The 26,470-nt window shown below is 68.7% G+C and carries 26 protein-coding genes; 5 read left to right on the top strand and 21 right to left on the bottom strand.

Going from position 1 to position 26,470, the window contains the following annotated elements; genetic code table 11:
- Positions 1-28 precede the first annotated feature (28 nt).
- Both A5681_RS16035 and A5681_RS16030 read left to right on the top strand, forming a co-directional pair.
- Entirely contained in the window at positions 29-643 is a 615-nt protein-coding gene (locus tag A5681_RS16035) for a SecDF P1 head subdomain-containing protein (RefSeq protein ID WP_231996329.1), read from the top strand.
- A gap of 1 nt (position 644) precedes the next feature.
- Complete coding sequence (locus A5681_RS16030; RefSeq protein ID WP_067276656.1) at positions 645-1,469, top strand: sugar phosphate isomerase/epimerase family protein; 825 nt, start codon at positions 645-647, stop codon at positions 1,467-1,469.
- Positions 1,470-1,537: 68 nt separating this feature from the next.
- Here the strand turns inward: A5681_RS16030 and A5681_RS26600 are convergent, their stop codons facing one another.
- From A5681_RS26600 to A5681_RS16020, 3 genes are all read right to left on the bottom strand, one after another.
- Positions 1,538-1,786 carry a hypothetical protein gene (locus tag A5681_RS26600; protein WP_082968382.1) on the bottom strand — a complete coding sequence of 83 codons (249 nt, stop codon included), beginning with the start codon at positions 1,784-1,786 and terminating at the stop codon, positions 1,538-1,540.
- 153 nt (positions 1,787-1,939) lie between these two features.
- Complete coding sequence (locus tag A5681_RS16025) at positions 1,940-3,163, bottom strand: FAD-dependent oxidoreductase (protein WP_082968381.1); 1,224 nt, start codon at positions 3,161-3,163, stop codon at positions 1,940-1,942.
- The gene (locus A5681_RS16020; RefSeq protein WP_067276652.1) at positions 3,163-4,764 is read right to left on the bottom strand and encodes an arylsulfatase; all 1,602 of its coding nucleotides are present in this window, start codon (positions 4,762-4,764) and stop codon (positions 3,163-3,165) included. Before A5681_RS16020 ends, A5681_RS16025 begins: the two co-directional genes overlap by 1 nt.
- A gap of 116 nt (positions 4,765-4,880) precedes the next feature.
- Here A5681_RS16020 and A5681_RS16015 point away from each other — a divergent pair, with 116 nt between their 5' ends.
- A complete protein-coding gene (locus tag A5681_RS16015) occupies positions 4,881-5,900 on the top strand; it encodes an NAD(P)H-dependent flavin oxidoreductase (protein ID WP_067276645.1) in 1,020 nt (339 codons plus the stop codon).
- Here the strand turns inward: A5681_RS16015 and A5681_RS16010 are convergent.
- The 5 genes from A5681_RS16010 to A5681_RS15990 form a co-directional block, all read right to left on the bottom strand.
- Positions 5,895-6,719 (bottom strand): class I SAM-dependent methyltransferase, encoded by an 825-nt coding sequence (locus tag A5681_RS16010; RefSeq protein WP_067276641.1) that lies wholly within the window; start codon positions 6,717-6,719, stop codon positions 5,895-5,897. The genes A5681_RS16015 and A5681_RS16010 overlap by 6 nt on opposite strands.
- Positions 6,716-7,186 (bottom strand): GbsR/MarR family transcriptional regulator, encoded by a 471-nt coding sequence (locus A5681_RS16005; protein ID WP_067276638.1) that lies wholly within the window; start codon positions 7,184-7,186, stop codon positions 6,716-6,718. Before A5681_RS16005 ends, A5681_RS16010 begins: the two co-directional genes overlap by 4 nt.
- 78 nt (positions 7,187-7,264) lie before the next feature.
- A complete protein-coding gene (locus tag A5681_RS16000) occupies positions 7,265-8,533 on the bottom strand; it encodes an amidohydrolase family protein (RefSeq protein WP_067276635.1) in 1,269 nt (422 codons plus the stop codon).
- A gap of 79 nt (positions 8,534-8,612) precedes the next feature.
- On the bottom strand, positions 8,613-9,386 hold the full coding sequence (locus A5681_RS15995; RefSeq protein WP_067276631.1) for a class II aldolase/adducin family protein: 774 nt from the start codon (positions 9,384-9,386) through the stop codon (positions 8,613-8,615).
- On the bottom strand, positions 9,373-10,980 hold the full coding sequence (locus A5681_RS15990; RefSeq protein WP_067276629.1) for a class I adenylate-forming enzyme family protein: 1,608 nt from the start codon (positions 10,978-10,980) through the stop codon (positions 9,373-9,375). Before A5681_RS15990 ends, A5681_RS15995 begins: the two co-directional genes overlap by 14 nt.
- Positions 10,981-11,879: 899 nt before the next feature.
- On the opposite strand from A5681_RS15990, the gene A5681_RS15980 reads away from it, so the two are divergent.
- On the top strand, positions 11,880-12,239 hold the full coding sequence (locus A5681_RS15980) for an SHOCT domain-containing protein (protein WP_067276622.1): 360 nt from the start codon (positions 11,880-11,882) through the stop codon (positions 12,237-12,239).
- On the opposite strand, the gene A5681_RS15975 is transcribed toward A5681_RS15980, so the two are convergent.
- The 5 genes from A5681_RS15975 to A5681_RS15955 form a co-directional block, all read right to left on the bottom strand.
- Positions 12,216-12,740, bottom strand: a complete 525-nt coding sequence (locus A5681_RS15975) for a hypothetical protein (RefSeq protein WP_067276619.1) — start codon at positions 12,738-12,740, stop codon at positions 12,216-12,218. The two genes, A5681_RS15980 and A5681_RS15975, sit on opposite strands and share 24 nt — an antisense overlap.
- On the bottom strand, positions 12,733-14,097 hold the full coding sequence (locus tag A5681_RS15970) for a molybdopterin-dependent oxidoreductase (protein WP_419866331.1): 1,365 nt from the start codon (positions 14,095-14,097) through the stop codon (positions 12,733-12,735). Before A5681_RS15970 ends, A5681_RS15975 begins: the two co-directional genes overlap by 8 nt.
- A 63-nt stretch (positions 14,098-14,160) precedes the next feature.
- The gene (locus A5681_RS15965) at positions 14,161-14,901 is read right to left on the bottom strand and encodes an SDR family oxidoreductase (protein WP_067276616.1); all 741 of its coding nucleotides are present in this window, start codon (positions 14,899-14,901) and stop codon (positions 14,161-14,163) included.
- A 58-nt stretch (positions 14,902-14,959) separates the two neighbouring features.
- Positions 14,960-16,366: a fatty acid desaturase family protein gene (locus tag A5681_RS15960; protein ID WP_067276612.1), complete on the bottom strand. Its 1,407-nt coding sequence runs from the start codon at positions 16,364-16,366 to the stop codon at positions 14,960-14,962.
- Between the two features lie 16 nt (positions 16,367-16,382).
- The gene (locus A5681_RS15955) at positions 16,383-17,480 is read right to left on the bottom strand and encodes a ferredoxin reductase (RefSeq protein ID WP_067276609.1); all 1,098 of its coding nucleotides are present in this window, start codon (positions 17,478-17,480) and stop codon (positions 16,383-16,385) included.
- A gap of 256 nt (positions 17,481-17,736) precedes the next feature.
- On the opposite strand from A5681_RS15955, the gene A5681_RS15950 reads away from it, so the two are divergent.
- Complete coding sequence (locus A5681_RS15950) at positions 17,737-18,600, top strand: DMT family transporter (protein ID WP_067276606.1); 864 nt, start codon at positions 17,737-17,739, stop codon at positions 18,598-18,600.
- 3 nt (positions 18,601-18,603) lie between these two features.
- On the opposite strand, the gene fadD1 is transcribed toward A5681_RS15950, so the two are convergent.
- The 8 genes from fadD1 to A5681_RS15910 are packed head-to-tail and all read right to left on the bottom strand — an operon-like array spanning position 18,604 to position 26,465.
- Positions 18,604-20,223, bottom strand: a complete 1,620-nt coding sequence (gene fadD1, locus A5681_RS15945; RefSeq protein WP_067276603.1) for a fatty-acid--CoA ligase FadD1 — start codon at positions 20,221-20,223, stop codon at positions 18,604-18,606.
- The gene (locus A5681_RS15940; protein WP_067276600.1) at positions 20,220-21,812 is read right to left on the bottom strand and encodes a flavin-containing monooxygenase; all 1,593 of its coding nucleotides are present in this window, start codon (positions 21,810-21,812) and stop codon (positions 20,220-20,222) included. The genes fadD1 and A5681_RS15940 overlap by 4 nt, the downstream gene beginning before the upstream one ends.
- A complete protein-coding gene (locus A5681_RS15935) occupies positions 21,809-22,765 on the bottom strand; it encodes an alpha/beta hydrolase (protein ID WP_067276597.1) in 957 nt (318 codons plus the stop codon). Before A5681_RS15935 ends, A5681_RS15940 begins: the two co-directional genes overlap by 4 nt.
- A gap of 30 nt (positions 22,766-22,795) precedes the next feature.
- Positions 22,796-23,197: a Zn-ribbon domain-containing OB-fold protein gene (locus A5681_RS15930; protein WP_067276594.1), complete on the bottom strand. Its 402-nt coding sequence runs from the start codon at positions 23,195-23,197 to the stop codon at positions 22,796-22,798.
- Between the two features lie 2 nt (positions 23,198-23,199).
- Positions 23,200-24,402, bottom strand: coding sequence for a thiolase family protein (locus tag A5681_RS15925; RefSeq protein ID WP_067276591.1), 1,203 nt, complete (start codon positions 24,400-24,402; stop codon positions 23,200-23,202).
- Positions 24,399-24,797, bottom strand: a complete 399-nt coding sequence (locus tag A5681_RS15920) for an acyl dehydratase (protein WP_067276870.1) — start codon at positions 24,795-24,797, stop codon at positions 24,399-24,401. Before A5681_RS15920 ends, A5681_RS15925 begins: the two co-directional genes overlap by 4 nt.
- Before the next feature lie 52 nt (positions 24,798-24,849).
- A complete protein-coding gene (locus A5681_RS15915; protein ID WP_067276585.1) occupies positions 24,850-25,350 on the bottom strand; it encodes a MaoC family dehydratase in 501 nt (166 codons plus the stop codon).
- Positions 25,347-26,465 (bottom strand): acyl-CoA dehydrogenase family protein, encoded by a 1,119-nt coding sequence (locus A5681_RS15910; RefSeq protein WP_067276582.1) that lies wholly within the window; start codon positions 26,463-26,465, stop codon positions 25,347-25,349. Before A5681_RS15910 ends, A5681_RS15915 begins: the two co-directional genes overlap by 4 nt.
- Positions 26,466-26,470: the final 5 nt, after the last annotated feature.

Genomic DNA, 26,470 nt, shown 5'->3' with positions numbered 1-26,470 from the left:
CGTTGTCTCGACTGCAACAATGGGTCGAATGACTCAACGGCGAGGTGACGGGACGGTGGGCGTGCCGGCCGCTTGGTTGGTGTGCGCCCTGCTGCCCGTTGCGCTGATATGCGCCTGCCACTCGACGCGGCACGCGGCCGCGCCCACCACGTCGACCACCCGCGCGGCGACCACCGCGACGCCCACCACAAGCGCGTCGGCCGCACCGATCCTGAATATCGCCCCCTTGCCCGTCCGCCCGGTCAACAAGTCGCAGCCGACCAGCCCGCAGAAGTGCCCGGCGACCGACCCGAATCATCCGGTGGCGCCGACTGAGGCGTTCACCACGTGCGACATCGGCCGAACCACGTTGTACGCACTGGGCCCCGAGACGATGCAGCTCGGGCTGATACACGTGGAACCACCGAAGTCGCTGGCGGCGGGTTACTACGACGTGACCCTCACCCTCGACCCGCCGTCGGCGTCCGCGTGGGCGTCGTACACCGCCGCGCATCTCCAAGACCATGTGGCCTTCGTCCGCGACAATCTCGTGCTGGAGGCGCCGATCATCGAAGACCCCGTCACTTCGGGGCGCATCGCACTGACCACCCAAACCGCCGAGGGAGCCGCGCAATTGGCCCAACTCGCCGGTCGTCCTTCGTGACATGACAACGAGCATGGATCGGCTCGGCATCGGCATGCTGAGCGTGTTCGGCCTTCCCCCAGTCGAATTGGTGAATCTGGCGGCCGATCTCGGCTGCCGTTTCGTTTCCGCCGCGCTGCAGGGCATGCCGCTGGTGCCCCTCGGTTATCCCCGCTTCTCCCTGGCCGACGCCGGCCTGCGACATCAGGTGGTCGCCGCGATGGAGGACCGGGGCGTGACGATCTCGCTCGGGGACGGCTTTCTCGTGCTGCCGGACGCCGACATGAGCGCGTTCCGTGCGGATCTCGACGTGCTGGCCGAGCTGAGCGTTCCTCGGATCAATGTGGTCAGCCTCGACCCCGACCTCCCCCGCAGCTTCGACCAGTTCGCGGCGCTGACGGAGCACGCCGCCGACCGGGGCATCCAGACACTGCTCGAACCCGTGCCCGGGCTGACGGTCGGCGACCTGCCGACGGCGCTCGCGGCGGTCGAACACGTAGGACGTAACGACTTTCGCCTGCTGATCGACACCATGCACCTGGTCCGCTCTGGCTCGGGCGCCGCCGATCTCGCGGCGACCGACCCCGCCCGCATCGGTTATGCCCAACTCAACGACACCACTCTGCGGCCGCGCGGCGGAAACTACATGGAAGAAGCCATGTATGAGCGGATGGTTCCCGGCGAGGGCGAGCTGCCGCTGCGGGACATCCTGTCCGCGCTCCCGTCCGACATCGTGATCGAACTCGAGGTACCAAGAAGGTCGTTGGCGTTGGACGGGGTCACGCCGATCGACCGGCTCCGACCGTGCGTCGAGGCGGCGCGGCGGTTGTTGGCCGAGACCGCGTGACCAGGACACTGGCCGTTCGCCCCGCGCAGGGCGAGAAGGATGTCAGGCCCGTTCGAATTTCGGGGCGATCAGGTGCACGGAACCCCGTGCGGGCCGCCGATCCACTGGCCCGGCGGCGACTGCCACGGGCAGATCTGCTTGACCTGCCCCGGCGGCAACGGGTTCCAATGTCCGTTGTCCACGACGTGCGGACCCGGCGGGACCGGCGGTGGCCACGGGCCCGGATGTGCCTGGGCCATACCGGTGCCGAGACCCAGCGCCGCAACGCTCAACGCGCCGACAACGGCGGTATTACCTGCGATTTTTTTGATGTTCACTGTGCTGGCCTCCTCTCGGTCCCGTGGCTTCCCGGAGGGAACGTCCGCGGTATGCGGGGACGGACCGATCTGACCTCAAACTGTCCCAATACGCATACCCTCGCTCGCCATCCGTCAAACGCCTGCACGCGCGGGGTCCGGACCTGCGTTGGCCTAGCCGTTCCCGCGACGGGCGAACGCCGGCGCGTGCTCGGGCAGGACCCCGACCCCGACGAAGTAGGCCGGCACGATCGACAGCCACGGCAGCCGTTGCATCAGGCCGAGTAACGCCGCCGGCGGCGTGGGATCCGCGCCACGCAGCAACGGCCCGAGCAAGATCCGATGCAGCACCTGCTGCACCAGTTGCGTCACCACCGTCGGGAAGACGCGCCGCCGGTGCACCGCGGCGAGTTCGCGGTCGCCGACCCGGTGTCGCCGAAGCGGTTCGGCCAGGACCGTCGCGGCCGCGACGGCATCCTGGATCGCCAGGTTGATGCCGACGCCACCCAGCGGCGACATCGCGTGCGCCGCGTCGCCGATGCACAGCAGCCCCTTGGTGTGCCAACGGCGCAGCCGATTCACGTGCACGTCAAGATGTTTGACGTCATCCATCGATTGCAGCGCCGCGACCGACTCGGGCATGTCGGGCAGCAGCTCTTCGACGTCGTGGCGGAACGCCTCGATGCCGCGCGCCCGCAATTGGGCGTCCGTGCCCTTGGGTCCGAGGTAAGCGATCTGGAAGTAGCGCTCCCGCGGGATCACGGCAAGACCCTTGCCCGGACCGAGGCGCGGGAGGAACGAGTATTCGACGTCTTCCTTGTGCGGCAACCGAAACCACCACACGTCGAATTTCACCGGAAACTCACGCGCCGTCAGTCCGGCCTCCCGACGCGCGATCGACCATCGGCCGTCGCATGCGACCGTCAGCTCCGCCCGCAGTTCGCCCGGGCCCTCGGGCCCGCGGTAGCGCACTCCGACGACCCGGTCGGCCTCCCATACCAGGCCGGTGACTTCGGTGTTCATTCGCAGCGAGAAGCTGGGCTCCGCCTGGGCCGCATCGGCCAGCAGGTTGAGCAGGTCCCACTGCGGCACCATAGCGACAAAGGGATGGGGCTGGCGTAACCGCTCGAAGTCGACGTAGGTCACCGACCGCCCATTGGATTCGAGCTTCGCGGTGCGAACTTCGGTGAAAGGCAAGGCCGCGAAGGGTTCCCACAAGCCCAGCTCGTCGAGCAGGCGCATGGTGGTCGGGTGGACCGTATCGCCGCGGAAGTCGCGCAGGAAGTCGCCGTGCTTCTCCATCAGGGTGACCTGCACACCCGCCCGGGCCAGTAGCAGCCCCAGGACCATGCCGGCCGGACCGCCACCGATGATTGCGCAGGTCGTCGTTTCGGCCATCAGAACTCGACGTCGAACACCGAAACGGGATCGAGGATTACCCCGGTTTCCTCGACGTAGCGATCCCACAGCGTCAGCAGTTCGGTCAGCTTGTCGGGGTGCGTGTCGGCCAGGTCGTGAATTTCGCCCGGGTCCGCCGCGAGGTCATAGAGCTGCCAACTGCCCGGGCCGTACGGCGCCGGCAGATGCAACGCCTTCCAATCGCCCCGCCGAATCGCCCTGCGGCCGAACAGTTCCCAGCCCGTGCCGGTCTCGGCATCATGAACGGCCTCCGCATTCCCCGACAGGTAGCCGACCAGGGAGCGGCCGCGCATCGGCGCTACCTCGCGGCCGCGGTAAGACGTGCCGGGGTGCGCCGCACCCGCCAGTTCGAGCACGGTCGGGGCGATGTCCATCACGGTGCTGAATGCGGTGCCGATCTCCCGCTGCCGCGCAAAACCCGGCCAGGTCACGAAGCCGACCACGCGGATCCCACCTTCGGTGGTGAACGCCTTGTGCAACCGCGACGGCGCGGTGGCCGCTTGCGCCCACCGTGGTCCGTACCAGATGAACGACGAGGGCCGGCCCAGGTTGTCCAGGCTGTTGTCGCAATGCTTTTCGATTTGCGCGACGATCCGGGGCCCGACCAGTGGCATCGCCTCGACGATTGCCCCCTCGGCGCCGTTGTCGGACAGGAAGATAACGACGGTGTTATCCAGTTCGCCGCTCTCCGAAAGGTAGTCGAGGACCCGACCGACATTCCAGTCCATCCGGTCGACCATCGCGGCATACACCTCCATGCTGCGAGCCGACACCGCGCGCTGTTCGTCGGTCATGTCGGCCCACTCGGGGACCCCGTCGGCGACGACCGGGTGCGCCTCGACGTCCGGCGGGCACAGGCCCAATCGCTGGAGCGCCGCCAACCGCTCCTCGCGCAGCGCGTCGGGCCCGGCGTCATAGCGGCCCCGGTATTTCGCGATGGATTCGTCCGGGGCCTGCAGCGGCCAATGCGGCGCCTGGAAGGGCAGATACGCGAAGAACGGCCGGTCGTCATCGGGAGCGCGTTCGGTGAAATACTGCAGCAGCTTGTCGGTGTAGGAGTCCGACGAATAGAAGTCGTCTCCCACGGTGACGAACTGGTCGTCCTCGGTGTAAAGCGTTGGAACGGGCGAGAAACTGCGCGCGCCGCCGCCCCCGAAATGGCTGGCCCCGGCCGGCAGCAGCGCGAACGAACGCTCGAAACCGCGCGCCCATGGCGACCTGTCGATCGTGGCGCCCAGGTGCCACTTGCCCGACATCAGCGTCAGGTAGCCCGCGTCGCGCAGCAGTTCGGGCAAGGCCACCACCCGGTCGTTTAGGTAGCCCTCGTAACCGGGGGCGCCGCGGAACCCGGGGCCGGCGACCTCGAGCATGGTGCCGATGCCGGCGATGTGGTGGTCCGTCCCCGTCAGCAGCATCGCCCGGGTCGGTGAGCACGCCGGCGCGGAGTGGAAGTCGGTGAGCCGGATCCCCGCGTGGGCCAACCGATCGAGGTTGGGCGTCTCGATTTCGCCGCCAAACGCGCCGATATCGGAAAACCCGAGGTCGTCCGCCACGATCACGAGGAAGTTGGGCCTCTTCACGCTGAAGCATCCTGCCAGGTCCGGCGGCCGGGCGGAATGCCGCCGCTACGGGACGTCGTTATTGTCAGGGCGGTGGTGTCCGCGTTCGGCGTACCGCCTCACGGGAGGGCTCAGACATGCTGACACAGTTCGAAATGTCCATTCCGCTGGTCGCCGCCCCGATGGCGGGCGGGCCTACCACCCCCGCGATGGTGTCGGCCGCGACCCGCGCGGGCGGCCTCGGCATGCTCGCCGCGGGGTACAAGACCGTGGAGGCGGTGGAAGCCGAGGTCAAACAGGTTCGGGCCGAGGGAATCCCGTTCGGCATCAACCTGTTTGCGCCCAACCCGCTACCGGTTGATCCGGGGAGCTACCGCGCCTACGCCGCGATCGTCCAGCGCGATGCCGAGCAGTTCGGGCTGACGTTGCCCCCGGAGCCGATCGAGGACACCGACAGGTTCAACGAGAAGGTCGCGCTGCTGCTCGACGACCCGGCTCCCATGGTGTCGTTCACCTTCGGCATCCCGCCGCGCGCGGTGATCGCGGCGCTGCGCAAGGCGGGCAGTGTCGTGGTGCAGACGGTGACCACGCCCGACGAGGCGGTGCAGGCACGCGACGCCGGGGTCGACATGCTCGCCGTGCAGGCGGCCGCCGCCGGCGGTCACTCGGGCACACTCTCGCCGCGGAAGCCACTGACGCCCGTGCCGATCGCCGAGCTGGTCGCACAGATCGTCGCAGCCGTTCCGCTGCCGGTCATCGCCGCCGGCGGGCTGGCCACCCCCGCCGCGGTCGCCGAGGTGATCCGCGCGGGCGCCGCCGCTGCCGCCGTGGGCACCGTTCTGCTGCGCGCGGACGAAAGCGGCGCCTCGGCCACGCACCGGGCGGCCCTGACCGACCCGGCGTACACCGAGACGGTGCTCACGCACGCCTTCACCGGCCGTCCGGCGCGCGGGCTGCGCAATGCCTTCATCGACGCCCACGAGGCTCAGGCGCCGCTGGGCTATCCGGCCATCCACTACCTGACCAGCCCGCTGCGCAAGGCCGCGGCCGCGGCGGGCAAGCCCGACTACGTGCACCTGTGGGCCGGCACCGGCTACCGGAATGCGACCGCCGAACCCACCTCCGAGATTCTGCGGCGGCTGGCTTCCGATTTATGAGTATTCGAAGCGGTTCAGCACGTCGTAGTTGCGGGCGCCCGCCACCCACATGACCTGATAGATCAGCCGCACCACCGTCGAGTCGATCTGCCGGTAGCCGGCCAGCGTAGACGTCCGCTCGAGTAACCGCAGCCTCGGGTTCCACGACTCGAGCTCCCGCGCATCGCGGGTACCCCACTTGATGATCCCCCGGGTGAACAGCTTGGACAGCAACGGCGCCAGCGCCGAGAGCGTGTCGAAATGCATTTCGCCGCTGTGGAATCGGTCCGTCAGACGCCGCAACAGCTCGCGGACCTGGTGTTCGGTCAGATACATGAGCAGGCCTTCGGCGATGACCAGCGTCGGGCGACCGGTCGGCACCTGGTCCAGCCACTCCGGATCGGTCACCGACGAGCCGATCATCCGGTACCGCTCGGTGTCCTCGTAGAGCCGCCGCCGCAACTGGATGACGGCGGGTTGGTCGACGTCGAACCACAAGACGGACGGCGGTACGGGAAGCCGGAAGGCGCGGCCGTCGAGGCCACAACCCAGATGCAGCACCACGGCGTCGGGATGGCGCCGAAGGAATTGCGCGCACCAGTCGTCGAGCCGCTTGGCGCGCAGGGCGACCAAATACTGGTTCGACGCCGGCAACGAGCTCCGATGAATCCGTTTGAAGTCGTAGTCGATCCGCTCCACCGCTTCCGCCGCCGTCTTGTCTCCCAAAATGGGCCTTCTCGAACGGCTTTCGTGAGCACGGAGATAGAGCGTGACAAGGTTCGTCCATTCCACCGACCCCCACGGCACCGCGGTGAAGTCGACCTTGTCCGTCGCGGTCATGGTTTTCTCCTTGCCGCTCGATATTCGGTCCACATCTGCATGAGCTGGTCGCGATAGGCATTGGTGCAGAACTCGCAGAAATCGCGGAAGTCCTCGACGCGCTGCCGCTGTTCGGCGCGGTCCTCCGCCAGCACCGAAAGGGCGAACTCGGCGGGTTCGATGCCCAGCCGCATGAGCGAGAGCTGGGTTTCCAGAACGCTGGTGAACCCGCCCGGGGTTACCCGGTAGAGGTGTTGGCGGTCCGGACTGGGCAACCGCTCCACCATGCCGCCCTCCAGCAGCTGCCGTGCGACGGTACTGATGGAGGCCTTGCTGACCGATAACGCCTCCGCCAGCTGGGTCAACGACTGCTCAGGCGGGTGACAGATCAGCAGCCATCCGTACAGCCGGCCCATGGTCCGGGTGGCGCCGAGCAGTTCGAAGAACAGCCCGAGGCGGTCGACGAACTCGGCCTCTTCCGGCGACATGACCCTCCACTACGTTTAGTACATACTGAACGTAGTGTACGCGGTCGATTCCGGCGCGTGAAGGCCGCCGCACCGAGCTCAGAACGCGTCCGGATTCCGCTGCACTTCTTCCGGCACCGGGTGGCGGTAGAGGCGTGACGCGTTCTCCCAGCTGAACTTACGGATGACGTCCGCGGGCAGGTCGCCGATTTGCTCGTGGATCGTCCGCTGGGTGTGGGGCCAGGTGGAGTCGCAATGCGGGTAGTCGGCCTCCAACATGATGTTGTCCACGCCGATCCGGTCGCGCTGCACGAACGACGACTTGTCCTCCACCGCGCAGAACCAGAAGTTGCGGGTGAAAACCTCTGCGGGCGTGAGGCTTTCGCCCAGCGCCGCCCAGGTGCCGTACATCGCGTGGTAGCTGAGCATGTGGTCGAGGCGATCCAGCAGTCCGGCCACCCACCCGATTCCGCCTTCGGACAAGCAGATCTTCAGGTCGGGAAACCTGCTGGGCAGCCCCGAATACAGCCAGTCGACCGCCGCGGAGATGGCGTAGGCGAAGAACAGCACGCCCTGCACGTCCGGAGGCGCGTCGTCGGTGGTGGACGGCGAGGACCCCGACGAGCCGATGTGCAGGTTGACGACGGTGTCCGTCTCGGCGCAGGCCGCCATCATCGGGTCCCAGTGTTTGGAATGAATGCTCGGCAGCCCCAGCATTGCCGGGTTCTCGCTGAACGTGATGGCATGGAATCCACGCTCGGCGTTCTCGTAGATCATCTTCGCGCCGAGTTCGGGGTCCAGTAGCCACGGCAATTGGCACGGAATGATCCGTTCGGGATACGAGCCCGCCCACACCTCGAGGTGCCAATCGTTCCAGGCGCGCACCGAGGCCAGCGCCAGGTCGCGATCGTCGGTCACCTGCTGCAGCCGCTGGCCGGCGAAGCCGGGGAGGAAGGACGGGAAATTGAGCGACGCGTAGATGCCATTGAGGTCCATGTCCTTGACACGCTCATGGATGTCCCAAGCGCCCCTTCGCATTTCGTCGAACCGGACCGGTTCGAAGCCATACTCGGCCACCGGCCGGCCCACGACGGCGTTGAATCCGACGTTGGGCAGCTCCCGACCGTCGTAGACCCAGGTCTGTCCCCCGCTGTCGGTCTCGACGACTTTGGGCGCCCGGTCGGCGAACTTGCGCGGCAACCGCCCGGCGAAGGTATCCGGCGGCTCGACGATGTGATCGTCGACGGAGATCACGGTGTAGCGCCGCGGCGCGCGGGGCGGGTCGGGCAAGAACGTGACCGAGCGGTGCTCGCCGGTCTTCGCGGTGGTGAAGTTCAGGTCGCCGGCCAGCTCGTCGATCGATTTCACTCGTCAATCTCCTTGCGCGGCGGTGTCGTTGAATGTCCGGTGACGGCTTCCGGCGCGGACGCACACGCGACGACGCGGTTCACGTGAGCACGTCGGGGTCGGCCTTGATGGTCATCCGCGCCGCGCCCGCCCAGTACACGTCGGCTGCGCGCTCGACGAGCGACCGCTGCATGCCCGCCATGTCGGACCACTTCATGGCGACCGGCTCCTTGCCGGTCAGCAGCACGTCGTAGGCCAGCTTGCATACCCGTTCGATGGACGCCGCGCGGTAGACGGCTTCGGGCAGATTGCGGCCGGTCGCGATGACGCCGTGGTTGGCCAGGATGGTCAGGTTCGCGCCCCCGATGCGGGTCGCGAGCTCGGCCGCGCGAGCGGGGCTGTCGATCTCGCCGTCGTAGGCGTCCACCAGGCACAGGTCGTCGAGGAAGAGCGAACCGGTCTGGTGCACCAATTCGGGCAGCCGGCCCAGCGCGGCGAGCACACAGACGTAGTACGGGTGGTTGTGGATGACCACCCGGGCGTCGTCGCGGACACGGTGCAGCTCGGTGTGGATGTGGATCGCCGGCGTGACGTCCCACCGGCCCCGCAGCACCCGGGCGTCGGCGTCGACCACGCAGATGTCGGACGCCGTCATCTCCTGCCACCACAGCCCCCACGGATTGACCAACATCTCCGTCTGGCCGTCGCGTTGCCAGGTGATATGCCCGGCCATGTTCTCGGCGAACCCGATCCCGGCCAGGTGGCGGAAGGCCACCGCGAGCGCCTGCTCGTCGGACAGGTCGACCCCGATCGGGGGGACCACCGACGGCGCCCAGACCTCCAGTCCGCCCCGGCGCGCGTTAGGAGCATTCATCTTCGGCCTCCGTTCTGGCTCGAATATCCTCGCGGAGCCGACCTTTGGCAACCTTCCCTCCCGACGAGCGCGGGAGTTCGTCGACCACGATGAGCCGCTCGGGCAACAGCTCCTTGGATACGCCCAGCGCGAGAAGGTGTTCGACCAGCTCGGGCAGCTCGACCGTGGTCGAGTCGACGAGTTCGGCGTAGAGGCACACCTTTTCGCCGAACACCGGATCGGGCATCGCGACCGCCGCCGCCACGGCGATCGCGGGGTGGGTGGTGACGGCGTCCTCGACCTGCGTGGCGCTGATGTTCTTCCCGCCGCGCAGGATGAAGTCGGACGTTCGCCCGGTGACGGTCAGGTAGCCGTCCGCGTCGATTTCGCAGATGTCACCCATCCGCATCCACCCGTCTGGGGTGAACAACTTGTCGTGATCGGTTCCGCCCAGGTAGCCGAGGCTGGTCGCCGGGCCGCGACAGGCCGGCTGGCCCTTGCCCGTCACGGTCACGTCCCGGTCCCCGTCGAAGAGCCGGACCGCCATTTCGGGCACGATCCGGCCGCCGGTGCGCAGTCGGCGTTCCCGCGTGTCGTCGACGGTGGTGGCGCTCAGCATCCCGGTTTCGTTGGAGCCGTAGAACTGCAGGATCTTGGCGCCGGTGAGTTCCTCGAACTCTGCCGCCGGCCGGTACGGCAGCGCCTCACCGCCGGTGAACACGACGCGCAGCGAACTCAGGTCATGGTCGCGGGTCGCGGGATCCGCCATCAACATCGTCAATTGCGTACTGACACAGCACAATACGGTGGCCCGGTGCAGCGATATCGCCTCGCAGGTCGCCCCGGTGCTGAACCGGCCCAAGATGATCGCGGTGGCGCCGAGGTAGATCGGCGTGGTGTGGCTGGTCCATAGCCCGAATCCGAACGGCGTCGGGATGACCGGCAGGAAAACGTCTTCCGCCGTCAGCAGCCCGTTGGCGACGGCCTTCTGGTGGAAGTAGTACCAGCGATTCTGGGTGTGCACGACGCACTTGGGCAGGCCGGTGGTCCCGGATGTCGAGTTGATCAGGAACACATCGTCGGGCCCGAGCCGGGCGCCGGGGGCAAGCGGCTTGGGCGCCGCCCCGATGTTCAGCCGAGGGGCGCCGGCGTCCGTGCCCAGCGTCAGGGTGGGCAGTGACAGCTCCTCGGCGACCGACGCCGCGGTCCCAGCATGCTGATGGTCGCTGATCAGCATTTTCGGCCGGGCGCTGCGCAGTATCGCCGCGGCCTCCCGGGCTCCGGCGCGCGCGCCCACCCCGACGACGACCGCCCCGCAGCGCTCGATCGCGACGAACAGCACGTGCAGGGCGGCGGAATCGCCGTGCCACACCGCCACCCGGTCACCGGGCTCGACCCCCGCGCCGGCCAGCGCCCCGGCCAGCGCGCTTGCGGCATCGTCGAATTGGCGCCAACTCAAGGCCGTCCCGGGATGGTCGACATAGGCAAGCCGATCCGGCGACCGTTCTGCATTGCGCCGCACCGCGTCCGACAACGTCGTGTCCGACCAGAACCCCGAGGCACGAAACCGGGCCGAGTCCTCGGCACCGAACGCCGGCGAGGACTCGATCTCCATCAGCCGATGATAGGAAAGCGGCCGGCGGCCTCGTCGGCTATGCCCCGCTAGGGGTTCTCCGGGGCCGGTGCGGGCGCGTCGTGTTGCGGATCGCTGACGGGACCCGGGGGATGGGGCCGCGGCTTATGGCAGTTGCGCGTGCAACCGCAGTTGAGGCCGATGATGCAGCCTCCCCCGCCGGCGGGTTGCACCGGCAGCGCGCCGCCCGGGCCGGGCGGGGGGGCCGGCGCCACGTTGGACGAAGGCGTGGGGTTTGCCGCCCGGGTGACCATGCCGGCGTCCGACCAGCCGAACACCAAAACGACTGCTGCGAAGACGCCGCAAACCGCGGCCACAGGTCGGGCTGGTCGAATCTTCACAATCTCTCCAGTGTGCTTTCTCCGCGGAGCAGGCGATTGTCCGGTCGGACTAGGGATTTGGCGGCGTGGACGCGGGCGGAGCGTGCTGTGGATCGCCCGCTACGGCCGGCGGACGCGGGCGCGGGGGCGATTGGCAGTGTTGGACACATCCGCAGTTGAGGCCGATGAAGCAGGGCGAGCTGGGCAACCCGAGCGCGCGGTCGTCGATCGATGAGGACGGGGACGACACAACGGTTCTTGCCGCCGTCGTCGGGGCGAGGCCGAGTGGCGTGAAGACAAGCGCGGCCAGGCAGGCGCACAACGCCGTCGCCGTCGAAGCCCGCGTGTTTTTCATGCTCACCAGAGTAGTTAGTCGCCGCGCAACGCGCAGAACACGCGCGGGTTTCAAAGAACACTCCAAGAAGTCACCAAGAATCCTTCAAGCGCGGCCGTGGACGGTGAACGCGCTGAGCGCCCTTGGGATCGGTAGCGACCCGATCGGGTTGCACTTGCCACACCACCGCTGCGCCCCGCAGCGACCGACACGGAGGTTCATGGCGGATGAAAAGCAAGGCCGTGGTGCTGCTGGCCGGCGGGTTGCTCGCGCTGGTCCTGCTGACGCGTTATTTCGCGCTGAGCCGGGCCGGCGTGCCGTTGGGGTGGATGCTCTACCTCGGCCTGCCGATCACCGGCGCCGGCGTGTTGTTCGCGCTGCGGCTGATCGACCTCGGTTCGGGGTGGACCGCCAAGGGCGGCTCGATGCCGCACACCGGCGGCATCCACGCTCACCCGGTCCCGCTCACGCGGCCCGAACCGCCGCTGTACGACCGCCTCAGACAACTCGAGGACCTGCATGCCAGGGGCGCCATCACCGACACCGAATACAGGGCCCAGCGCCTACAGATCATCGCCAACATGTAGGCCGGGTGCCGCCCCGGTCCGCCTGGGCGCGGTCACCACGCGGATCGCGTAGATCGCGGCACTGGCCGCGAACATCGCGGCGGTCAGCAGGAGCCAGCGGCCGAGAAAGGGATCCTGCGTCTGCCCGGTCGCGGCCGAATACGTGGCGGCGCCCTGCTTGATGATGCCGGGCAGGAAGACCAGCAGCGTCAGGCCGGCGCCCAGCGCGGGCACCCGGATGTGATTGATGACGGGCACACCCCGCGGTGCGGGCCGGACGACGGACCGCGAGAGCAGCCGGTCCAGCAATGCGTAGACCGGAAACAACACCAGGTCGTGGGCGACGATGGCCGCCGCGAACCACACGATGATCGACTGCCACCACACCTGGGGGTTCCACAGCGTGACCGGTTTGATGGTGACCACGACATAGGCCAAGAGCGCGAACCCGGCGATCAACGTCAGCAGATGCCAGGGGCCAGAGCCATAGATCCGCACGAAAGCCGCTCGCGCGCTAAGCATTTGGGGTGGCCCTGAAGGCGATGGACTCCACCCATTTGGTGTTGTGCACCCCTGGCAACGCCGGCACGATGATGCGCGCCGGGTAGCCATGATCCGGGGACAGGTCGGCCCCGTTCACGCGCAGGGCCAGCAGGGCATCGGGGTGCAGCACCTGGCTCCCCTGCAGCGTCGCGCGGCCGAACGCGCCCCCGCGCTCCAACGACGACACGTAGGCCGACTCGGGTGCGGGAACGCCGGCGAGCCTGGCCAGGTCCGCCAGCCGCACCCCGGTCCAGGTCTGGGTGGTGGACCAGCCTTCCACGCAGGCGATCGGCAGCGTGGCGGTGTGCTGCGGCATGGCCAGCAGGGCGGGGCGATCCAGGACGACGGCGTGCGATCCTCCGCTCAGCGTGAGCCGCCAGCGCTCACCGGTGTTTTCCGAGGAAATGCCGGCCACCACCGCGGTCCGGTTGACCTCGAAGTCGCCAGGCCCGTCCCCGCGGGTGCGCCCGCGCGGAAGCAGCAGGGCCGCGGGCCGCGCGTGGCCACCGAGCGTCTGCCCCGCGGTGATGACCGCCATGAACACCGCGCCGCCGCCCACCAGCGCGAGGGCGCCGCGGCGGCTCATCGTCGCGGGCTCGGGGTCCGAGGCGACCAGCCCGTCCGGCTCCCAAGGTTGCGCGCGGGTCTGGGCGCGCCCGGTGCGCAGCACGTCACGCGCCGAGATCGAGCGCAGGCCGGACCACATCGTCGGGATCTTGATCGCGATATGCACGACGAATCCGGCGATGAACACCCAGGCGCCGAAGTAATGCGCGGTGTAGAAGCTGAATCCGAAGATGTAGTCGTACTGGATGTTCAGCACGCCCGTGACGATCTCGAACAGGACGCCACCGACCAGCATCAGCAACGAAACCCGTTCCAGCAGTTGGGCTGTGGACCGGGCGGGCGGCCACGCGAACAGTCGCGGGATCACCGACCACAGTTTGGCCAGCACCACCGGGATCAGGATCAGCCCGAGCCCGACGTGCAACCCCTGGGTCAGCCGGTACAACCACGCCGGGCTGGTGGGCCAGTCGAACGTCGGCAGCTTCAGCCATCCGACGTCGCCGGGGATCGCTTGGCCGAACCGCGGCCCGTAGGCGATGTAGGACAGCAACCCGGTGAGGATGACGATCGGCAGCGTGATCAGCAGCACCGAGCCGAACACCGACGTCAGCCATGGTCCCCGCAGCGGGCTGCGCCAACGCTGCGCCCGCCGGACGCCCGGCGGCGGGTGGTCGTCCAGCACGCGCCACAGCCACGCGGGAAACCCGTAGCCGCCGGAGTCGGTCGGCTCGGTGTCTGCGGTGCCGGAACTGTGGGTGCGGCGCATCATCGATGATCATCCACGAACGCGCGCCGAAAAAGGTTCAGATTCGGGCGCCTGACCACCCCGGTGCTAGCCCTGCACCGTTGGCCGGATGGTGATGTCGCCGATCTCGACGTCGGGCGGTTGCTCGATGGCGAACGCGATCGCCCGCGCCACCGCCGCCGGCGGCAATCCGAACTCGGCCATGTTGCGGCGGATCTGTGCGCGCACCGCCGCGTCGTCGATGGAGCCGTCCAATTGGGTGTCGACGAATCCCGGCGAGATGGATGTGGTCCGGACGACGCCATCGGTCGATTCCTGGCGTAAGCCCTCCATCAGAGTGCGAACGGCGTTCTTCGTGGCGGCATACACCGCCATAGTGGGGACGATCTTGAGCCCCGCGGTCGACACCGTCGTCACGAAATGTCCGCGGCCCTGATTTCGAAACACCGGCAGGGCCGCGGCGACCCCGTGCAGTACCCCCCGCAGGTTGACGTCGATCATCGCCGACCACCCGTCGACGTCGAGGTCGGACATCGGCCCGATCTTGCTGATGCCGGCATTGCTCACCAGGACATCGAGGCGGCCGAATTCGTCGGTGGCCGTCGCGACGAGCAGCTCCAAGTCTTCGCGTCGCGAGACGTCGGCTTGGCAGGTGACGGCGGATCCGCCCCGGTCGCGTATTTCCCGTGCGATCTCATCAAGCCGCTCGACGCGGCGCGCGCCGATGACCACCCGGGCACCGCGCTCGGCCAGCAGCAACGCGGTCGCCCCACCGATCCCACTGCTTGCCCCGGTGATGGCCACGACCTGCCCGTCGATCCCCGTCATCGCGCAAAGGCTACTCAGCGTCCCGGCGACGGCAACCCGATGAGCCCGGCGTCGAGCGTCAGTCCTTGCCGCGGGGTGGCGGCTGCACCTCGACGCCGCTCGAGTCGTGTTCGGGGCCCGCGGCCGGATGTTCGGCCGGAACACGGTCGCGGGATCGGTTGCCCTCGCTGGGCCGCTCCGGGTCCGGCCGATGGACGTTGCCGTGATAGGGGCCGGGCTTCGGCCGCGGCTTCCCGCCCGGGAAAGCCAGCCGGAAGATGCTCCGGTGCACCATTGCCCACTGCTTGCCGAACGGGCCGGAGTTGTAAGGCAGCTCGTAGCGCTCGCAGATTTCTTTGACTTGCGGAGCGATCTCCGAGTACCGGCTGCTGGGCATGTCCGGGTAGAGGTGGTGTTCGACCTGATAGCCGAGATTGCCGCTGATGATGTGGAACAGGGGGCTGCCGTCGATGTTCGCTGCGCCGAGCAGTTGGCGTACGTACCAGCCGCCGCGCGTCTCGTTCTCGACTTCGTCCTGGGTGAACGTGTAGGTCTGGTCCGGAAAGTGCCCGCAGAAGATGATCGCGTGCGCCCACACGTTGCGGATCACGTTCGCCAGCGCGTCGGCGGCCAGCGTGCGCAGGTAGGTGCTTTCCACGCCCGGCGCGACCTTGTCGAGGAAGTTCGCCGCGGCGCCGACGCGTCCGCCGTTCGACACCCTGCGGAGCCTTCTGGCGACCCGGCTCTGCGCCGGTTGTTCGAGCCGGCCACGCGAGGCCAGCTGGACGAGCCCGAACGCGCCGGCGCTGATCGCCGGCCAGCCCAGGTAGTCCTTGATGATCTGGGCGCGGGCTTTGACGCCGATGCCCTTGAGGTCCTTGCGCACCTCCGACCACGGCTTCTCGCGTTTGCGGATGGCGTCGATGTCCATGTCGTGGACGGCCACGCCCCACTCGAAGAGCAACGTGAGCAGCAGGTTGTAGATGGGCTGGCCCAGATACCGCGGCGCCCACTTCTGGTTGGGGTCGATCCGCATGATCTCGTAGCCGAGATCTTTGTCCTTGCCCAGGATGTTGGTGAACGTGTGGTGGATGTAGTTGTGGGAGTGCTTCCACGATTCCGCGGTCGACGCGGTGTCCCAGTCCCAGACCGAGGAGTGGATGTCGGGATCGTTCATCCAATCCCATTGCCCGTGCATCACGTTGTGGCCGATCTCCATGTTCTCCAAGATCTTCGCCATGGAGAGGCACGCGGTGCCCAGCAGCCAAGCGGTTTTCGAGCGTGACGCCAGCAGCAGGACCCGGCCCGCCACCACGATCTGCCGTTGCGCCGAGATCACGTTCTTGATGTAGCGGCGGTCGCGGTCGCCCAGGTCGGCGAACACCTCGTCGTGGATCGCGTCGAATTCCTTCGCGAGCTTTTCCAGTTCTTGTTCCCCAAGGCGGGAAAGCGGTGACTCCCCGGCCTTCTTCACGGCAGTTGTCACGAGCCGCTCCTTTCGATCAAAGTTCCAGTTCGACGTCGCCCTCGGCGGTGTTGATGCAGATCCGGACGTCCTGTTCGGTCGGTTCGATCACGTCGCCCGAGCGCAGGTCGCGCAGTTTGCCCGACTTCAGCGTCCCGACGCAGGTATGGCAGATTCCGATGCGACAGCCATAGGCGAGGTTGAGGCCGGCCTTCTCGCCGGCCTCGAGAATCGATGTGCCGCCGTCACATTCGACTTCCTTGTCGCTGTCGAGGAAGCACACCGTGCCGCCCTCGCCGGCGTTGGCGTCGCCGCCGATCTTGGGTTGGAACCGTTCGAAATGCAGGCGGTCTCGATCGCCGTTGTTCTCCCAGTGCTCGATCAGCGCGTCGAGCATCTCGCCGGGCCCCGAGCAGAACGCCTCGCGCTCGCGCCAGTCGGGGCACACGTCGTCCAGGTCGCCGGGGGTGAGCCGCCCCTGTTCGGAGGTGAAGCGCAGATCCAGCCGCATTCCCTGGTGACGTTTCTCCAGCTCTTCCAGGGCGGGCAGGAACATGGCCTGCTCGCGGGTGCGCGCGGAATGGATGACCACCGCGTCGCGCATCTCGTCGCGGTGGTCGAGGTCGCGCAGCATGCTGATGATCGGGGTGATGCCGCTGCCGGCGCTGATGAACAGCATCTTGTCCGGCAGGGGCTCCGGCAGGGTGAACACGCCTTCGATCTCGCCGAGCCGTACCAGGTCCCCCGGCTGAATCTTGTGCACGAGATACGGCGACACCGCCCCGCCATCGACCCGCTTCGGGGTGACGCTGATCAGCCCATCCTCGGGCGTGGGATCCGATGTCAGCGAATACGCCCGCCAGTGGTAGACGCCGTCGATGACCACCCCGAGGCGCACGTACTGACCGGGCTTGTGCCCCGGCCATTCGTATCCCGGTCGGATCAGGACGCTGGCGGCCTCGGAGCCCTGCTGCTCGATGGCCTCGACCTTCCCGCGCAGCTCCTTGGTGGTCCACAGCGGGTTGATCATCTCGAGGTAGTCGTCCGGCTGCAGCGGGCTGAACAACCGGCGCACCGCGCGCAGGAAGAGTCGGCGCCCGCGTGGGACCTGGGGTTCTGCGCCGCGTTCCGCCATGTCGCTAGAGTACACAGGTGTACACCGAATTTAAACGTACGCTTTGAATTAGCTTGTGGTGCATTGTTTGACAGTCACTCAATGACCGTACCAAGTACGCATGCGTGTTCACTAGTCGTGAAGGGAAGACGGCCAGGCTGATGCGATGCGTACCTGGTACTTGCCCCGCCTGCGCCACGCCCAAACATTTGTTCTTCAAGGTTCTCAGCTGATCGGTTCGGCGCGCCTTTCGTCGCCGCCGCCTATTGTTCGTGGTGTGCTGATCGGGTTCCTCCTCGCGCTGGGCTGCTCGGTCTGTTACGGCACGGCATCGGTGTTGCAGGCCGCGGCGACGCGGTCGGTGGAAGCAGGCAGCGGCTCGGGCGTGGACACCGTCCTGCTGATGCGTGCCGCCCGGCAATGGCGGTACATCGTCGGCGTCGGCCTCGACGGGGTCGGCTTCCTCCTCCAAGTGACGGCGTTGCGCCTGGTGCCCATCTACGTGGTCGCCGCGGCGCTGGCCGCCTCGATCGCAGTCACCGGCATCGCCTCCGCGTGGCTGCTGTCGGCGCGGCTGTCACGGGCCGAGTGGACGGCGGTGGGCGTCGTGTGCGCGAGCCTCATCGTGCTCGCCCTCGCGGCCGGACCGGGGCACTTCCGGCACGCCCCGGCGGGGCTCGGCTGGGCACTGCTGGGCGTGGTGGCCGCGATCTTCCTCGCGGGCGCGGTCGCGGGCCGGCTACCGGACCGGCCGCGCGCGCTCGCGCTGGGCCTGGCGGCCGGCACCGGGTTCGGGGTCATCGAGGTGGGCGTGCGGCTGATCGAGGTGATCAATCCGACCCACCGCGCCTTCTACACCAACCCGGCGCTGTACGCGGCGGCCGCGGGCGGGGCCGCCGGTTTCCTGCTGCTGACCTCCGCCCTGCACCGCGGCTCGGTGACGACGGCGGTCGCCGGGATGGTCGTCGGTGAGACCATCGCACCCGCGTTCGTCGGCGTGGTATGGCTGGGCGACAGCGCCCGCGACGGCCTGGGCTGGCTGGTCATCGCGGGCTTCGTGGTGGCCATCTCCGCCACACTCGTGCTCGCGCGGTTCGGGGAAGCGCCGCAACCGCAGGAGCCGGCCGAAAACATCACCTAGGGCTCAGGGGGCGGCCGCGGTGGGCGCCGCGCGGCCGGCGGGGTTCTCTACCGCGGAACGGTAGGTCGTGCCGCGCGCCGGGCGCGTCCACAGCACGCCGCCCTCGGCGCTGACGCCAGCGGCCATCAACGCGCGCTTGAGGATCTTGTTGGTCGCGGTCGTCGGCAGATCGGCGTTGATACGCACGTGGCGCGGCCAGGCCTTGGGTGACAGGTCCGGTTGTGCGGCAAGGAAAGTCGCTAACTCGTCGGGTTCCAGCCGCGTCCCGTCGCGCAAGACCAGGGCGGCCATCACCTGGTCGCCGACCCGGTCGTCGGGCACCGCGTACACCGCGACCTGGCTGACCCCGGGCAGCCGCTCCAGGATCCGCTCGATCGGGCCGGCCGCCAGGTTCTCGCCGTCGACCCGCATCCAGTCGGCGGTCCGGCCGGCCAGGTATATCCAGCCGTCGGCATCCCGGTAGGCCAGGTCCCCGGACCAGTACATGCCGTGCCGCATGCGCTGGGCCGTCGCGGCCGGGTCGTTGTAGTAGCCGACGAACGGGCCCGCGCCGGTGGTGTTGACGAGTTCGCCCACCGCGGCGTCGAAGTTCGTCAGCGCCCCGTGTTCGTCGAATTCCGCGACGGCGCACTCCTGCAGCGTCGCCGAGTTGTAGACGCTGACTCCCGGATACGGCCTGCCGATCGATCCCGGCGGAGTTCCGTCCTCGCGGACGACGATCACCGCGAATTCGCTCGAGCCGAAGCTGTCCACCACGCGGCAACCGAAACGCCTTGCGAATTCGGCGATGTCGCGGTCGGTGGCCTCGTTGCCGAACGCCACCCGCAGGGTGTTGTCGGCGTCGTCGGGACGCTCGGGGGTGGACAGGATCAACGCGAGGGGCTTGCCCACATAGTTGAGGTACGTGACGCCATAGCGGCGCACGTCGTCCAGGAAACGTGACGGCGAGAACCGCACCGGGACCATCGTGGCGCCGGCGCCGACGGCGACCGCCCATCCGGCCGCGACACCGTTGGAGTGAAAGAGCGGCATCGACAGGTAGCACACGTCGGCGGCCGTGACGTCGTACTGAAATATCAGGCTGGCGCCGCACATGATCGTCATCGCGTGGGCGAGCCGCACGACCTTCGGGTCGCCGCTGGTTCCCGAGGTGAAGATCATCATGAAGCTGTCGCCGCCGGCGACCTCGCGATGCGGAACCAGGGGCGGCGCGGCGGCCACCAGTTCGGCGTAGCGCCCGCCAGTCACGTCGAGCACCTGAATCCCATTGAGGTCCAAGCCGTCCAGCAGCGCACGATGTTCCGGATCGACGAGCAGCAGCTGGCAGTCCGAGCGCCGGATGTCGGCCAGCAGCCCGGCCCCGCGCCGCGTCGTGTTGATTCCGCAGAGAACGTAGCCGCCCAGCGCGGCCGCGGCCATGGCGCGCAGCATCGCCGGGGAGTTGGGCAGCAGCGCCCCGACGTGAAGTGGGCGGCCCGGGTCGGCCAGGGCGATCACCGCGGCGGCCTCGGCCTCGGCCTCCGCGAGGTGTTCTCGCCAAGTCCAGACCCGCTCCCCGCAGGCAACGGCCGGCCCCTCGTCGTTGCGGCGCTGCCGCAGCAGCTGCTGAACCGTCTCGATCATCGGGTCGTCAGCACCAGCCCCGCGTAGCCCTGACGCGCCACCGCGTCGCAGTGGCGCCGGTACGCGCCGAACCCGCCGGCGTAGGGCATGAAAACCCGTTTCTTGCCTTCGATATTGGCGCCCAGGTACCACGACGAGGCCGCCTTCGGAAAGAGCGTCCGCTCGGCCGCTTTGGCGACATGGTCCGTCCAGGCCTCCGCGGCGTCCCGTCGCGGCTCCACTTCCGTCACCCCGCGGCGCCGGGCGGCCAACACGAGTTCGATCACCCAGTCGACCTGCACCTCGGCGTGCAGGACCATATTGGCCAGCACCGACGGGCTTCCCGGCCCGCTGATGGTGAACAGGTTCGGCAGTCCGGGCACCATCAGGCCCAGGAACGTCAACGGGCCGTCGGCCCAGACGTCGCTCAGCCGCACTCCCCCGGGGCCCTCGGGGTCGATGCGGGTCAGCGCGCCGGTGAGCGCGTCGAAGCCGGTGGCGAAGATCAGCACGTCGCACGGATAGGTCGCCGCGCTGGTGCGGACACCGCCGGCGGTGATCGCCTCGACGGGCTCGCGGCGCAGGTTCACCAGCCGGACGTTGTCGCGGTTGAACGTCTCGTAATAGCCACCGTCGGTGCAGATGCGCTTCGTCCCGATCGGGTGATCGACGGGGATGAGGTCGGCCGCCACGGCCGGGTCGGTGACGATCTCCCGGATGCGCTGCTCGGCGAATTCGCGGGCGATGTCGTTGGCCGCGAGGTCGGAGTTCTGGTCGGGAAAGGTCTTGGCGAACAGCACGCCGCCCTCACGCCAGCGCCGCCACAGGGCCTCGGCGCGTTCCTGCGGTTCGGTGTCCACCGCCTTCTTGTGGTACGTGCCGTGCGGGGTGCCCGCGGCCGCATAGGCGGAGATGCGGCGCCGCTCGGGATACTCCTCGCGGATCCTTTGTTGCTCCTCGGGGGTCCACGGGCGGTTGGGCATCGGGATGCTGTAGTTCGCCGACCGCTGGAACACCACCAGGTGGTCGGCCTGCGCCGCGACGATCGGAACCGCTTGAATGCCTGAGGATCCCGTACCGATCAGCCCAACCCGCTTGCCGCTCAGGTCGGGGTCCTCGCGCGGCCACGCGGCGGTGAAGTACACCTCGCCCGTGAAATCGTCGACGCCGGGGATGTCGGGTCGATTGACCGCCGACAGGCAACCCGTCGCGCAGATGAGAAACTGCGCGGCGTGCGCCTGGCCGTCCCGGGTGTGGACCCGCCATCGGCCCCGCTCGAACGCCGCGCCGACCACGTCGACGCCGAATCGGTAGTGGCGGCGCAGATCGAACCGGTCCGCGACGTGGCGCAGGTAGTCGAGGATCTCCGGTTGCGCGGCGAAGCGTTCGCTCCACGTCCAGCTGCGCTGCAGTTCTTCGTCGAAAGAGTAAGAGTAATCCACGCTTTCGACGTCGCAGCGGGCCCCGGGATACCGGTTCCAGTACCAGGTGCCGCCGACGTCCGGTGCCGCCTCCAGCCCGAGCACCGAGAGACCCGCCGACGCGGCCCGATGCACGGCGTAAAGCCCGGCGAAGCCGGCGCCGATCACGATCACGTCGGCTTCGGTCATGCCGACCCGCAGAGCGTGGGCTGCAGAAGGGCCCGCAGGTCGGCGCAGACCAGGTCGCGGGCCGAGACCGCGGGCGGGAAGGACGGGATGGTCAGGAAGCCGTGAAACAGGTCCGGGAAGTCGCGATGCACCACACGTACCCCCGCGCCGCGCAACCGGTGCGCGTAGTCACAGCCCTCGCTGTGCAGGGGATCGAGCCCGGCGGTGACGATCACCGCGGGCGGCAGGCCGGCGTGGGAATCCGCCCGCGCCGGCGCCACCAGGTGGGGCGGGTCCGAAAGCGTTGCGTCGCCCAGGTATTGGCGCCAATACCAGCGCATGGCCGCACCGGTCAGGAAGTAGCCGGTGGCGCAGCGCAGGTAGCTCTCGGTGTCGAAAGAGGGGTCGATGACCGGATACAGCAGGAGTTGCGCCGCCGGGCGGGTGACCGCCCTGTCCCGGCACAGGACGGCGGTGACCGCGGCGAGGTTGCCGCCGGCGCTGTCACCGGCGACGGCGGTGCGCGCCGGGTCGATGCCGAGCTCGAGCGCGTGCCCGACCACCCAGCAGAACGCGGCGAAGGCGTCCAGCGCGGCCGCCGGGGCCGGGTGTTCGGGCGCGAGGCGGTAGTCCACCGAGACGACGACGGCCTGGGTGCCGCGGGCCAGGGCGCGGCAGAAGCCATCGTGGGATTCGATGTCGCAGAGGACAAATCCGCCGCCATGGCAGAAGACGATCGCGGGCTGATCGTCCTCGGCGTCGCCGTGCGGGTAATAGATCCGCGCGGGGATGTCACCGGCGGGCCCCGGGATCGACCGGTCCTCGGTGCGGCGGACGTCGTCAATGTTGTTGACGGGCTGGCGTCGCTGGGCGACGGCGGCGCGGGCCTGCTCGGCGGTCATGGTCTCAACGGGCGGGAATCCGGCGTTCAACTCGCGCAGCATCGCCGGGACGCCGTCAAAGGGGTCATCCATGTGACGCCTCCGCGCGCATCGGGGGGCCGCTCATGCGGGCCGGTACTTCAACAGGGTGATTCCGTCTTCGGGCAGATCGTAGAACACCGGCTCGACCCGCATGCCGATTCTGACGTCGGCGGGGTCGACGTCGACCAGTTCGGTGCTGAATTTTCCTCCGGTGTCCCACTGCACGACCGCGAGCAGCTGCGGCAGCGCGTCCGCCCAGGGCGGTCCGGTTGGCCGCCGGGCGATCGTGAATGTGTACAGCGTTCCGGCGCCGTCGATTTCGCGCCATTCCAGATCGTCGGCCAGTGTCCCGGGGGCGAGGGTGCGCGGATAGAACACGTAGCGCCCGAGCGAGGGCGAGTACTGCACCAGGATGCGGTGCCGGGCCAGGGCGTCCCAGAACGGCCGGGACACCGGTGTCGGCTCGGGTACGGGGATGTCCACGGCTAGTCCCCCCGCATCAGCAGGGCGACCTGCTCGCTCATGATGCCGCCGTTGCCGGTGACGAACGCGGTGTGGCAGTCGGGCACCTGCGCGTCGCCGGCCCGCCCCATGACCTGCCGCGCGCCGTCGACGACGTGGTGCATCCCGCCGGCCATGCCGGCCTGTCCGAAGGACAGTTGGCCGCCCGCGGTGTTGAGCGGGAAGTCACCGCGGTGGGTCAGGTCGTGGCCGGTGATCCATGACATTCCCCGGCCTTTCTCGCAGAAGCCGGCATCCTCGAGGCTCATCAGCACGGTGATGGTGTAGCAGTCGTAGATCGACGCCATGTCCACCTCGGAGCGGGTCAGGCCGGCCATTTCGAACGCCCGGTCGGCGGCTCGGGCGATCGGCGTGCGCAGCAGGTCGTCGGCGTAGGTGGGCGTCTTGAACGCAATGTGTTCGCCGAACCCCCTGATCCACACCGGGCGGTGGCGCCCGCGCCGGGCGATGTCGGCGTTGGCGATCAGCACACCCGCTCCCCCGTGCACCCGCATCACGGTCTCCAGCATGTGGATGGGGTCGGCGATCATCGGGCTGGCGAGGACGTCCTCCGCCGTGATCGGGGTGCCGTGGAAGACGGCGCCGGGGTGGGCGCACGCATTGGTGCGTTGGTCCACGGCGATTTTCGCCACCGCCATGGGGTCGTAGCCGAACTCGGCCGCGTAGCGCTGGGCGATCTGCGCGTACGGCGCGTTCTGACCGACGTTGCCGTACGGGATCTCGAATTCCGCCTGCGGCGATCCGTAGTTGTTCGACGACGCGCCATACCAGTTCGGTGGGGGCGGTGGGCGCTTCTCGGACTGCGGTTGCGACGCCGAGCCGGGAACCACGGCCAGCACCGCGTCGCAGATGCCGAGCTCGACGGAGGCCGCGGCCCGCCAGATCATGCCCGCGGCGGTGGCCCCGCCCAGGTCTACCCGTTCACCGAAATCCAGTGCGAGGCCGAGGTATTCGCACAGTGTGGCGGGCGCGAACATCGCCGACTCGGCGATGCCGTGGGTCAGCAGACCGTTGACGCCCGCGGCGTCGATGCCCGCGTCCTCGATGACCATCTTGGCCAGCAGCGCGTACTGGTCGAGGGTGAACATCGGCGAGTGGGTGGGCCGCCGCTGCGCCGGCAGCTCGGCGATGCCGACGATCGCCGCCTCGCCGCGCAGGCCGGTCACGCCGGGGTTCCGCGTCGGGGCAGCTCGACCGTCGCCGTCCCGGGCATCAGTACCGTCTCGCCGCGGCGGCCGGCGATGTCGAGGTCCACCAGCCCGGCGCCCTCGCCGGCGAGGCGTTTGCCGGTGACCGTGCCGCCGAAGCTCAGGGGCTGGCCGGGATGGGCGACCGCGCGGTTCTGGACGGAGAAAGACAGCAGGCGGCCGCGCCCGCCGATCCAGTCCCCGATGGCGCGGCCGAGCAGGGCCGCCTGCAGCGGGCCGTGGACCAGCACGTCGTCGTAGCCTTCGACGGTGCGCGCCCAGTCCTTGTCGTAGTGGATGCGGTGGCCGTTGTACGTGGCGGCACTGAAGAAGAACAGCTGCGTTTCGTCGACGATCACCGTGAGGTCGGGCATCCGGTGGCCCACTTCGACGTCGTCGTAAAACACTTGATCGGTCACGACACTCCTAGGGACGGGCGATCATCGACGTGGACGCCTCGGCGAGTAGGTCCTGATGTTGGTTGCGGTACACCGTTTTCCAGGTGACCAGAACGAATCTGCCGGAACGGCCCTGCTTTTCGACGATGGAGGAGATGGTGCGGACCATTTCGACGTCGTCGCGGTGATAGGCCGGCAAGTGGAACGTGAAGCTTTCCCCGCCGGCCATCCGCTTGGGGGCACGGGGAAAGGCGAGGCCGCCGGAGACGGCGCCGGAGGAACCGTCGGGCCGCAGGGCCTCGAGGTGCGTGACACCCAGCACGGCATATTGCAGGAACAGCGGTGGGCAGATGATGTCGCGAAAGCCGTTGGCCTTGGCGTAATCCGGGTCGAACCACAGCGGATTGTGATCACCGACCGCCGCCGCCCAGCGTTGCCAGTCACGCCGGTTCACCTCGCCGGTGGCCGACGCGGCGACGGTGCCCACGCGCGCCGCCGATTCGGCGTCGATCAAGCTGTCCTCACTCACCTGCTCTCCTCTGGTTCCAGGGTCTCCTCCAGCCATGATGCGGCGACGTCCGCCCCGCCGCCCCACGTCGATCCCAGCCGGGCCCGCTCGCTCCACAGATGCAGATCGGTTTCGGTGACATAGCCCATGCCGCCGTGTAATTGGTGGGCGTCCAACGTGATCAGCCGCGCCGCGGTGGCGGCGTGCATGCGCGCGATCGCGGTCTCGCGGGTCGCCGTGCGGCTGCGGCCGATCCAGAAGACCGCCGCATGCGCGGCCAACCGCGCGGCCGCCAGCGCGATGTGCATGTCGGCGACCAGATGCTGGGCGGCCTGGAAAGACGCGATGGGCCGGCCGAATTGGTGGCGCAGCGTGGTGTACTCGACGGTGCGGTCGATGACCGCCTGCCCGACTCCCACCAAGTCGAGCGATCCCAACGCCACCGCCAGGTTGGCCACCCGGCGCAGCGCGGACTCGGTGACGTCACCGAGCAGCGCGTCGGCGGTGAGCGCGACGTCGTCGAAGCGCATGGTGAACGCCCGATGCCCGCCCGCCATCGCGAGCGGTTCCCTAATCACGCCGGGGGCCGCGGTGCTGACGACGAACGCCAGCGTGCGGTCTTGCGCCGCAGCCGAAGTCACGACGACGTCTGCGACGTCGGCGTCGGAGACGTAGTCCGCGGTGCCGTTGAGCCGCCATCGTCCCGACGCGGGGTCGGCGCGGAGGGCGGCCGTCACCACGGCGGCGTCGCGGGCGCTCCACAGGGCCGTCGTGCCGCGGGTGGTGCCGCCCGCCAGGCCAGGCAGCCAGGTGGCCTTGGCGTCCGGGGAGCCGAGTTGGTCGACGGCGAGCGCGGATTGGATGCTGCTGTGGACCGTCGTCGGGCAGAGCGCGCGACCGGCTTCGACGTAGAAGACGGCGAGATCGTCCACCGAGCCGCCGGAGCCGCCGTATTCCTCGGCGATGGCCAACCCGAGAACACCGGCGTCCGTCAACGCCTGCCACAGCGCCGGGGTGCGGCGGTCCGCGTCCGGATCGGCCAGCCCCCGCACCAACGGTACGGGGCTCTCGGCGGCCAACAGGGCGCGCAACGACGCGCCGAACTCGCGTTGTTCAACGGTGGGTATCGCTTTCATCGGCG

Source organism: Mycobacterium scrofulaceum, assembly GCF_001667885.1.
Taxonomy (GTDB): domain Bacteria; phylum Actinomycetota; class Actinomycetes; order Mycobacteriales; family Mycobacteriaceae; genus Mycobacterium; species Mycobacterium scrofulaceum_C.
The sequence above is the reverse complement of the archived record's forward strand: the minus strand, read 5'-3'. Positions and strand labels throughout refer to the sequence as shown.

What these genes read in the sequence shown, in the direction of transcription:
- A5681_RS16035 (WP_231996329.1), top strand. Translation starts at nt 29, where the DNA reads ATGACTCAACGGCGAGGTGACGGGACGGTGGGCGTGCCGGCCGCTTGG.
- A5681_RS16030 (WP_067276656.1), top strand. Translation starts at nt 645, where the DNA reads ATGACAACGAGCATGGATCGGCTCGGCATCGGCATGCTGAGCGTGTTC.
- A5681_RS16025 (WP_082968381.1), bottom strand. Translation starts at nt 3,163, where the DNA reads ATGGCCGAAACGACGACCTGCGCAATCATCGGTGGCGGTCCGGCCGGC.
- A5681_RS16015 (WP_067276645.1), top strand. Translation starts at nt 4,881, where the DNA reads ATGCTGACACAGTTCGAAATGTCCATTCCGCTGGTCGCCGCCCCGATG.
- A5681_RS16010 (WP_067276641.1), bottom strand. Translation starts at nt 6,719, where the DNA reads ATGACCGCGACGGACAAGGTCGACTTCACCGCGGTGCCGTGGGGGTCG.
- A5681_RS16005 (WP_067276638.1), bottom strand. Translation starts at nt 7,186, where the DNA reads ATGTCGCCGGAAGAGGCCGAGTTCGTCGACCGCCTCGGGCTGTTCTTC.
- A5681_RS15995 (WP_067276631.1), bottom strand. Translation starts at nt 9,386, where the DNA reads ATGAATGCTCCTAACGCGCGCCGGGGCGGACTGGAGGTCTGGGCGCCG.
- A5681_RS15990 (WP_067276629.1), bottom strand. Translation starts at nt 10,980, where the DNA reads ATGGAGATCGAGTCCTCGCCGGCGTTCGGTGCCGAGGACTCGGCCCGG.
- A5681_RS15980 (WP_067276622.1), top strand. Translation starts at nt 11,880, where the DNA reads ATGAAAAGCAAGGCCGTGGTGCTGCTGGCCGGCGGGTTGCTCGCGCTG.
- A5681_RS15975 (WP_067276619.1), bottom strand. Translation starts at nt 12,740, where the DNA reads ATGCTTAGCGCGCGAGCGGCTTTCGTGCGGATCTATGGCTCTGGCCCC.
- A5681_RS15970 (WP_419866331.1), bottom strand. Translation starts at nt 14,097, where the DNA reads ATGATGCGCCGCACCCACAGTTCCGGCACCGCAGACACCGAGCCGACC.
- A5681_RS15965 (WP_067276616.1), bottom strand. Translation starts at nt 14,901, where the DNA reads ATGACGGGGATCGACGGGCAGGTCGTGGCCATCACCGGGGCAAGCAGT.
- A5681_RS15955 (WP_067276609.1), bottom strand. Translation starts at nt 17,480, where the DNA reads ATGGCGGAACGCGGCGCAGAACCCCAGGTCCCACGCGGGCGCCGACTC.
- fadD1 (WP_067276603.1), bottom strand. Translation starts at nt 20,223, where the DNA reads ATGATCGAGACGGTTCAGCAGCTGCTGCGGCAGCGCCGCAACGACGAG.
- A5681_RS15940 (WP_067276600.1), bottom strand. Translation starts at nt 21,812, where the DNA reads ATGACCGAAGCCGACGTGATCGTGATCGGCGCCGGCTTCGCCGGGCTT.
- A5681_RS15935 (WP_067276597.1), bottom strand. Translation starts at nt 22,765, where the DNA reads ATGGATGACCCCTTTGACGGCGTCCCGGCGATGCTGCGCGAGTTGAAC.
- A5681_RS15920 (WP_067276870.1), bottom strand. Translation starts at nt 24,797, where the DNA reads ATGCCCGACCTCACGGTGATCGTCGACGAAACGCAGCTGTTCTTCTTC.
- A5681_RS15910 (WP_067276582.1), bottom strand. Translation starts at nt 26,465, where the DNA reads ATGAAAGCGATACCCACCGTTGAACAACGCGAGTTCGGCGCGTCGTTG.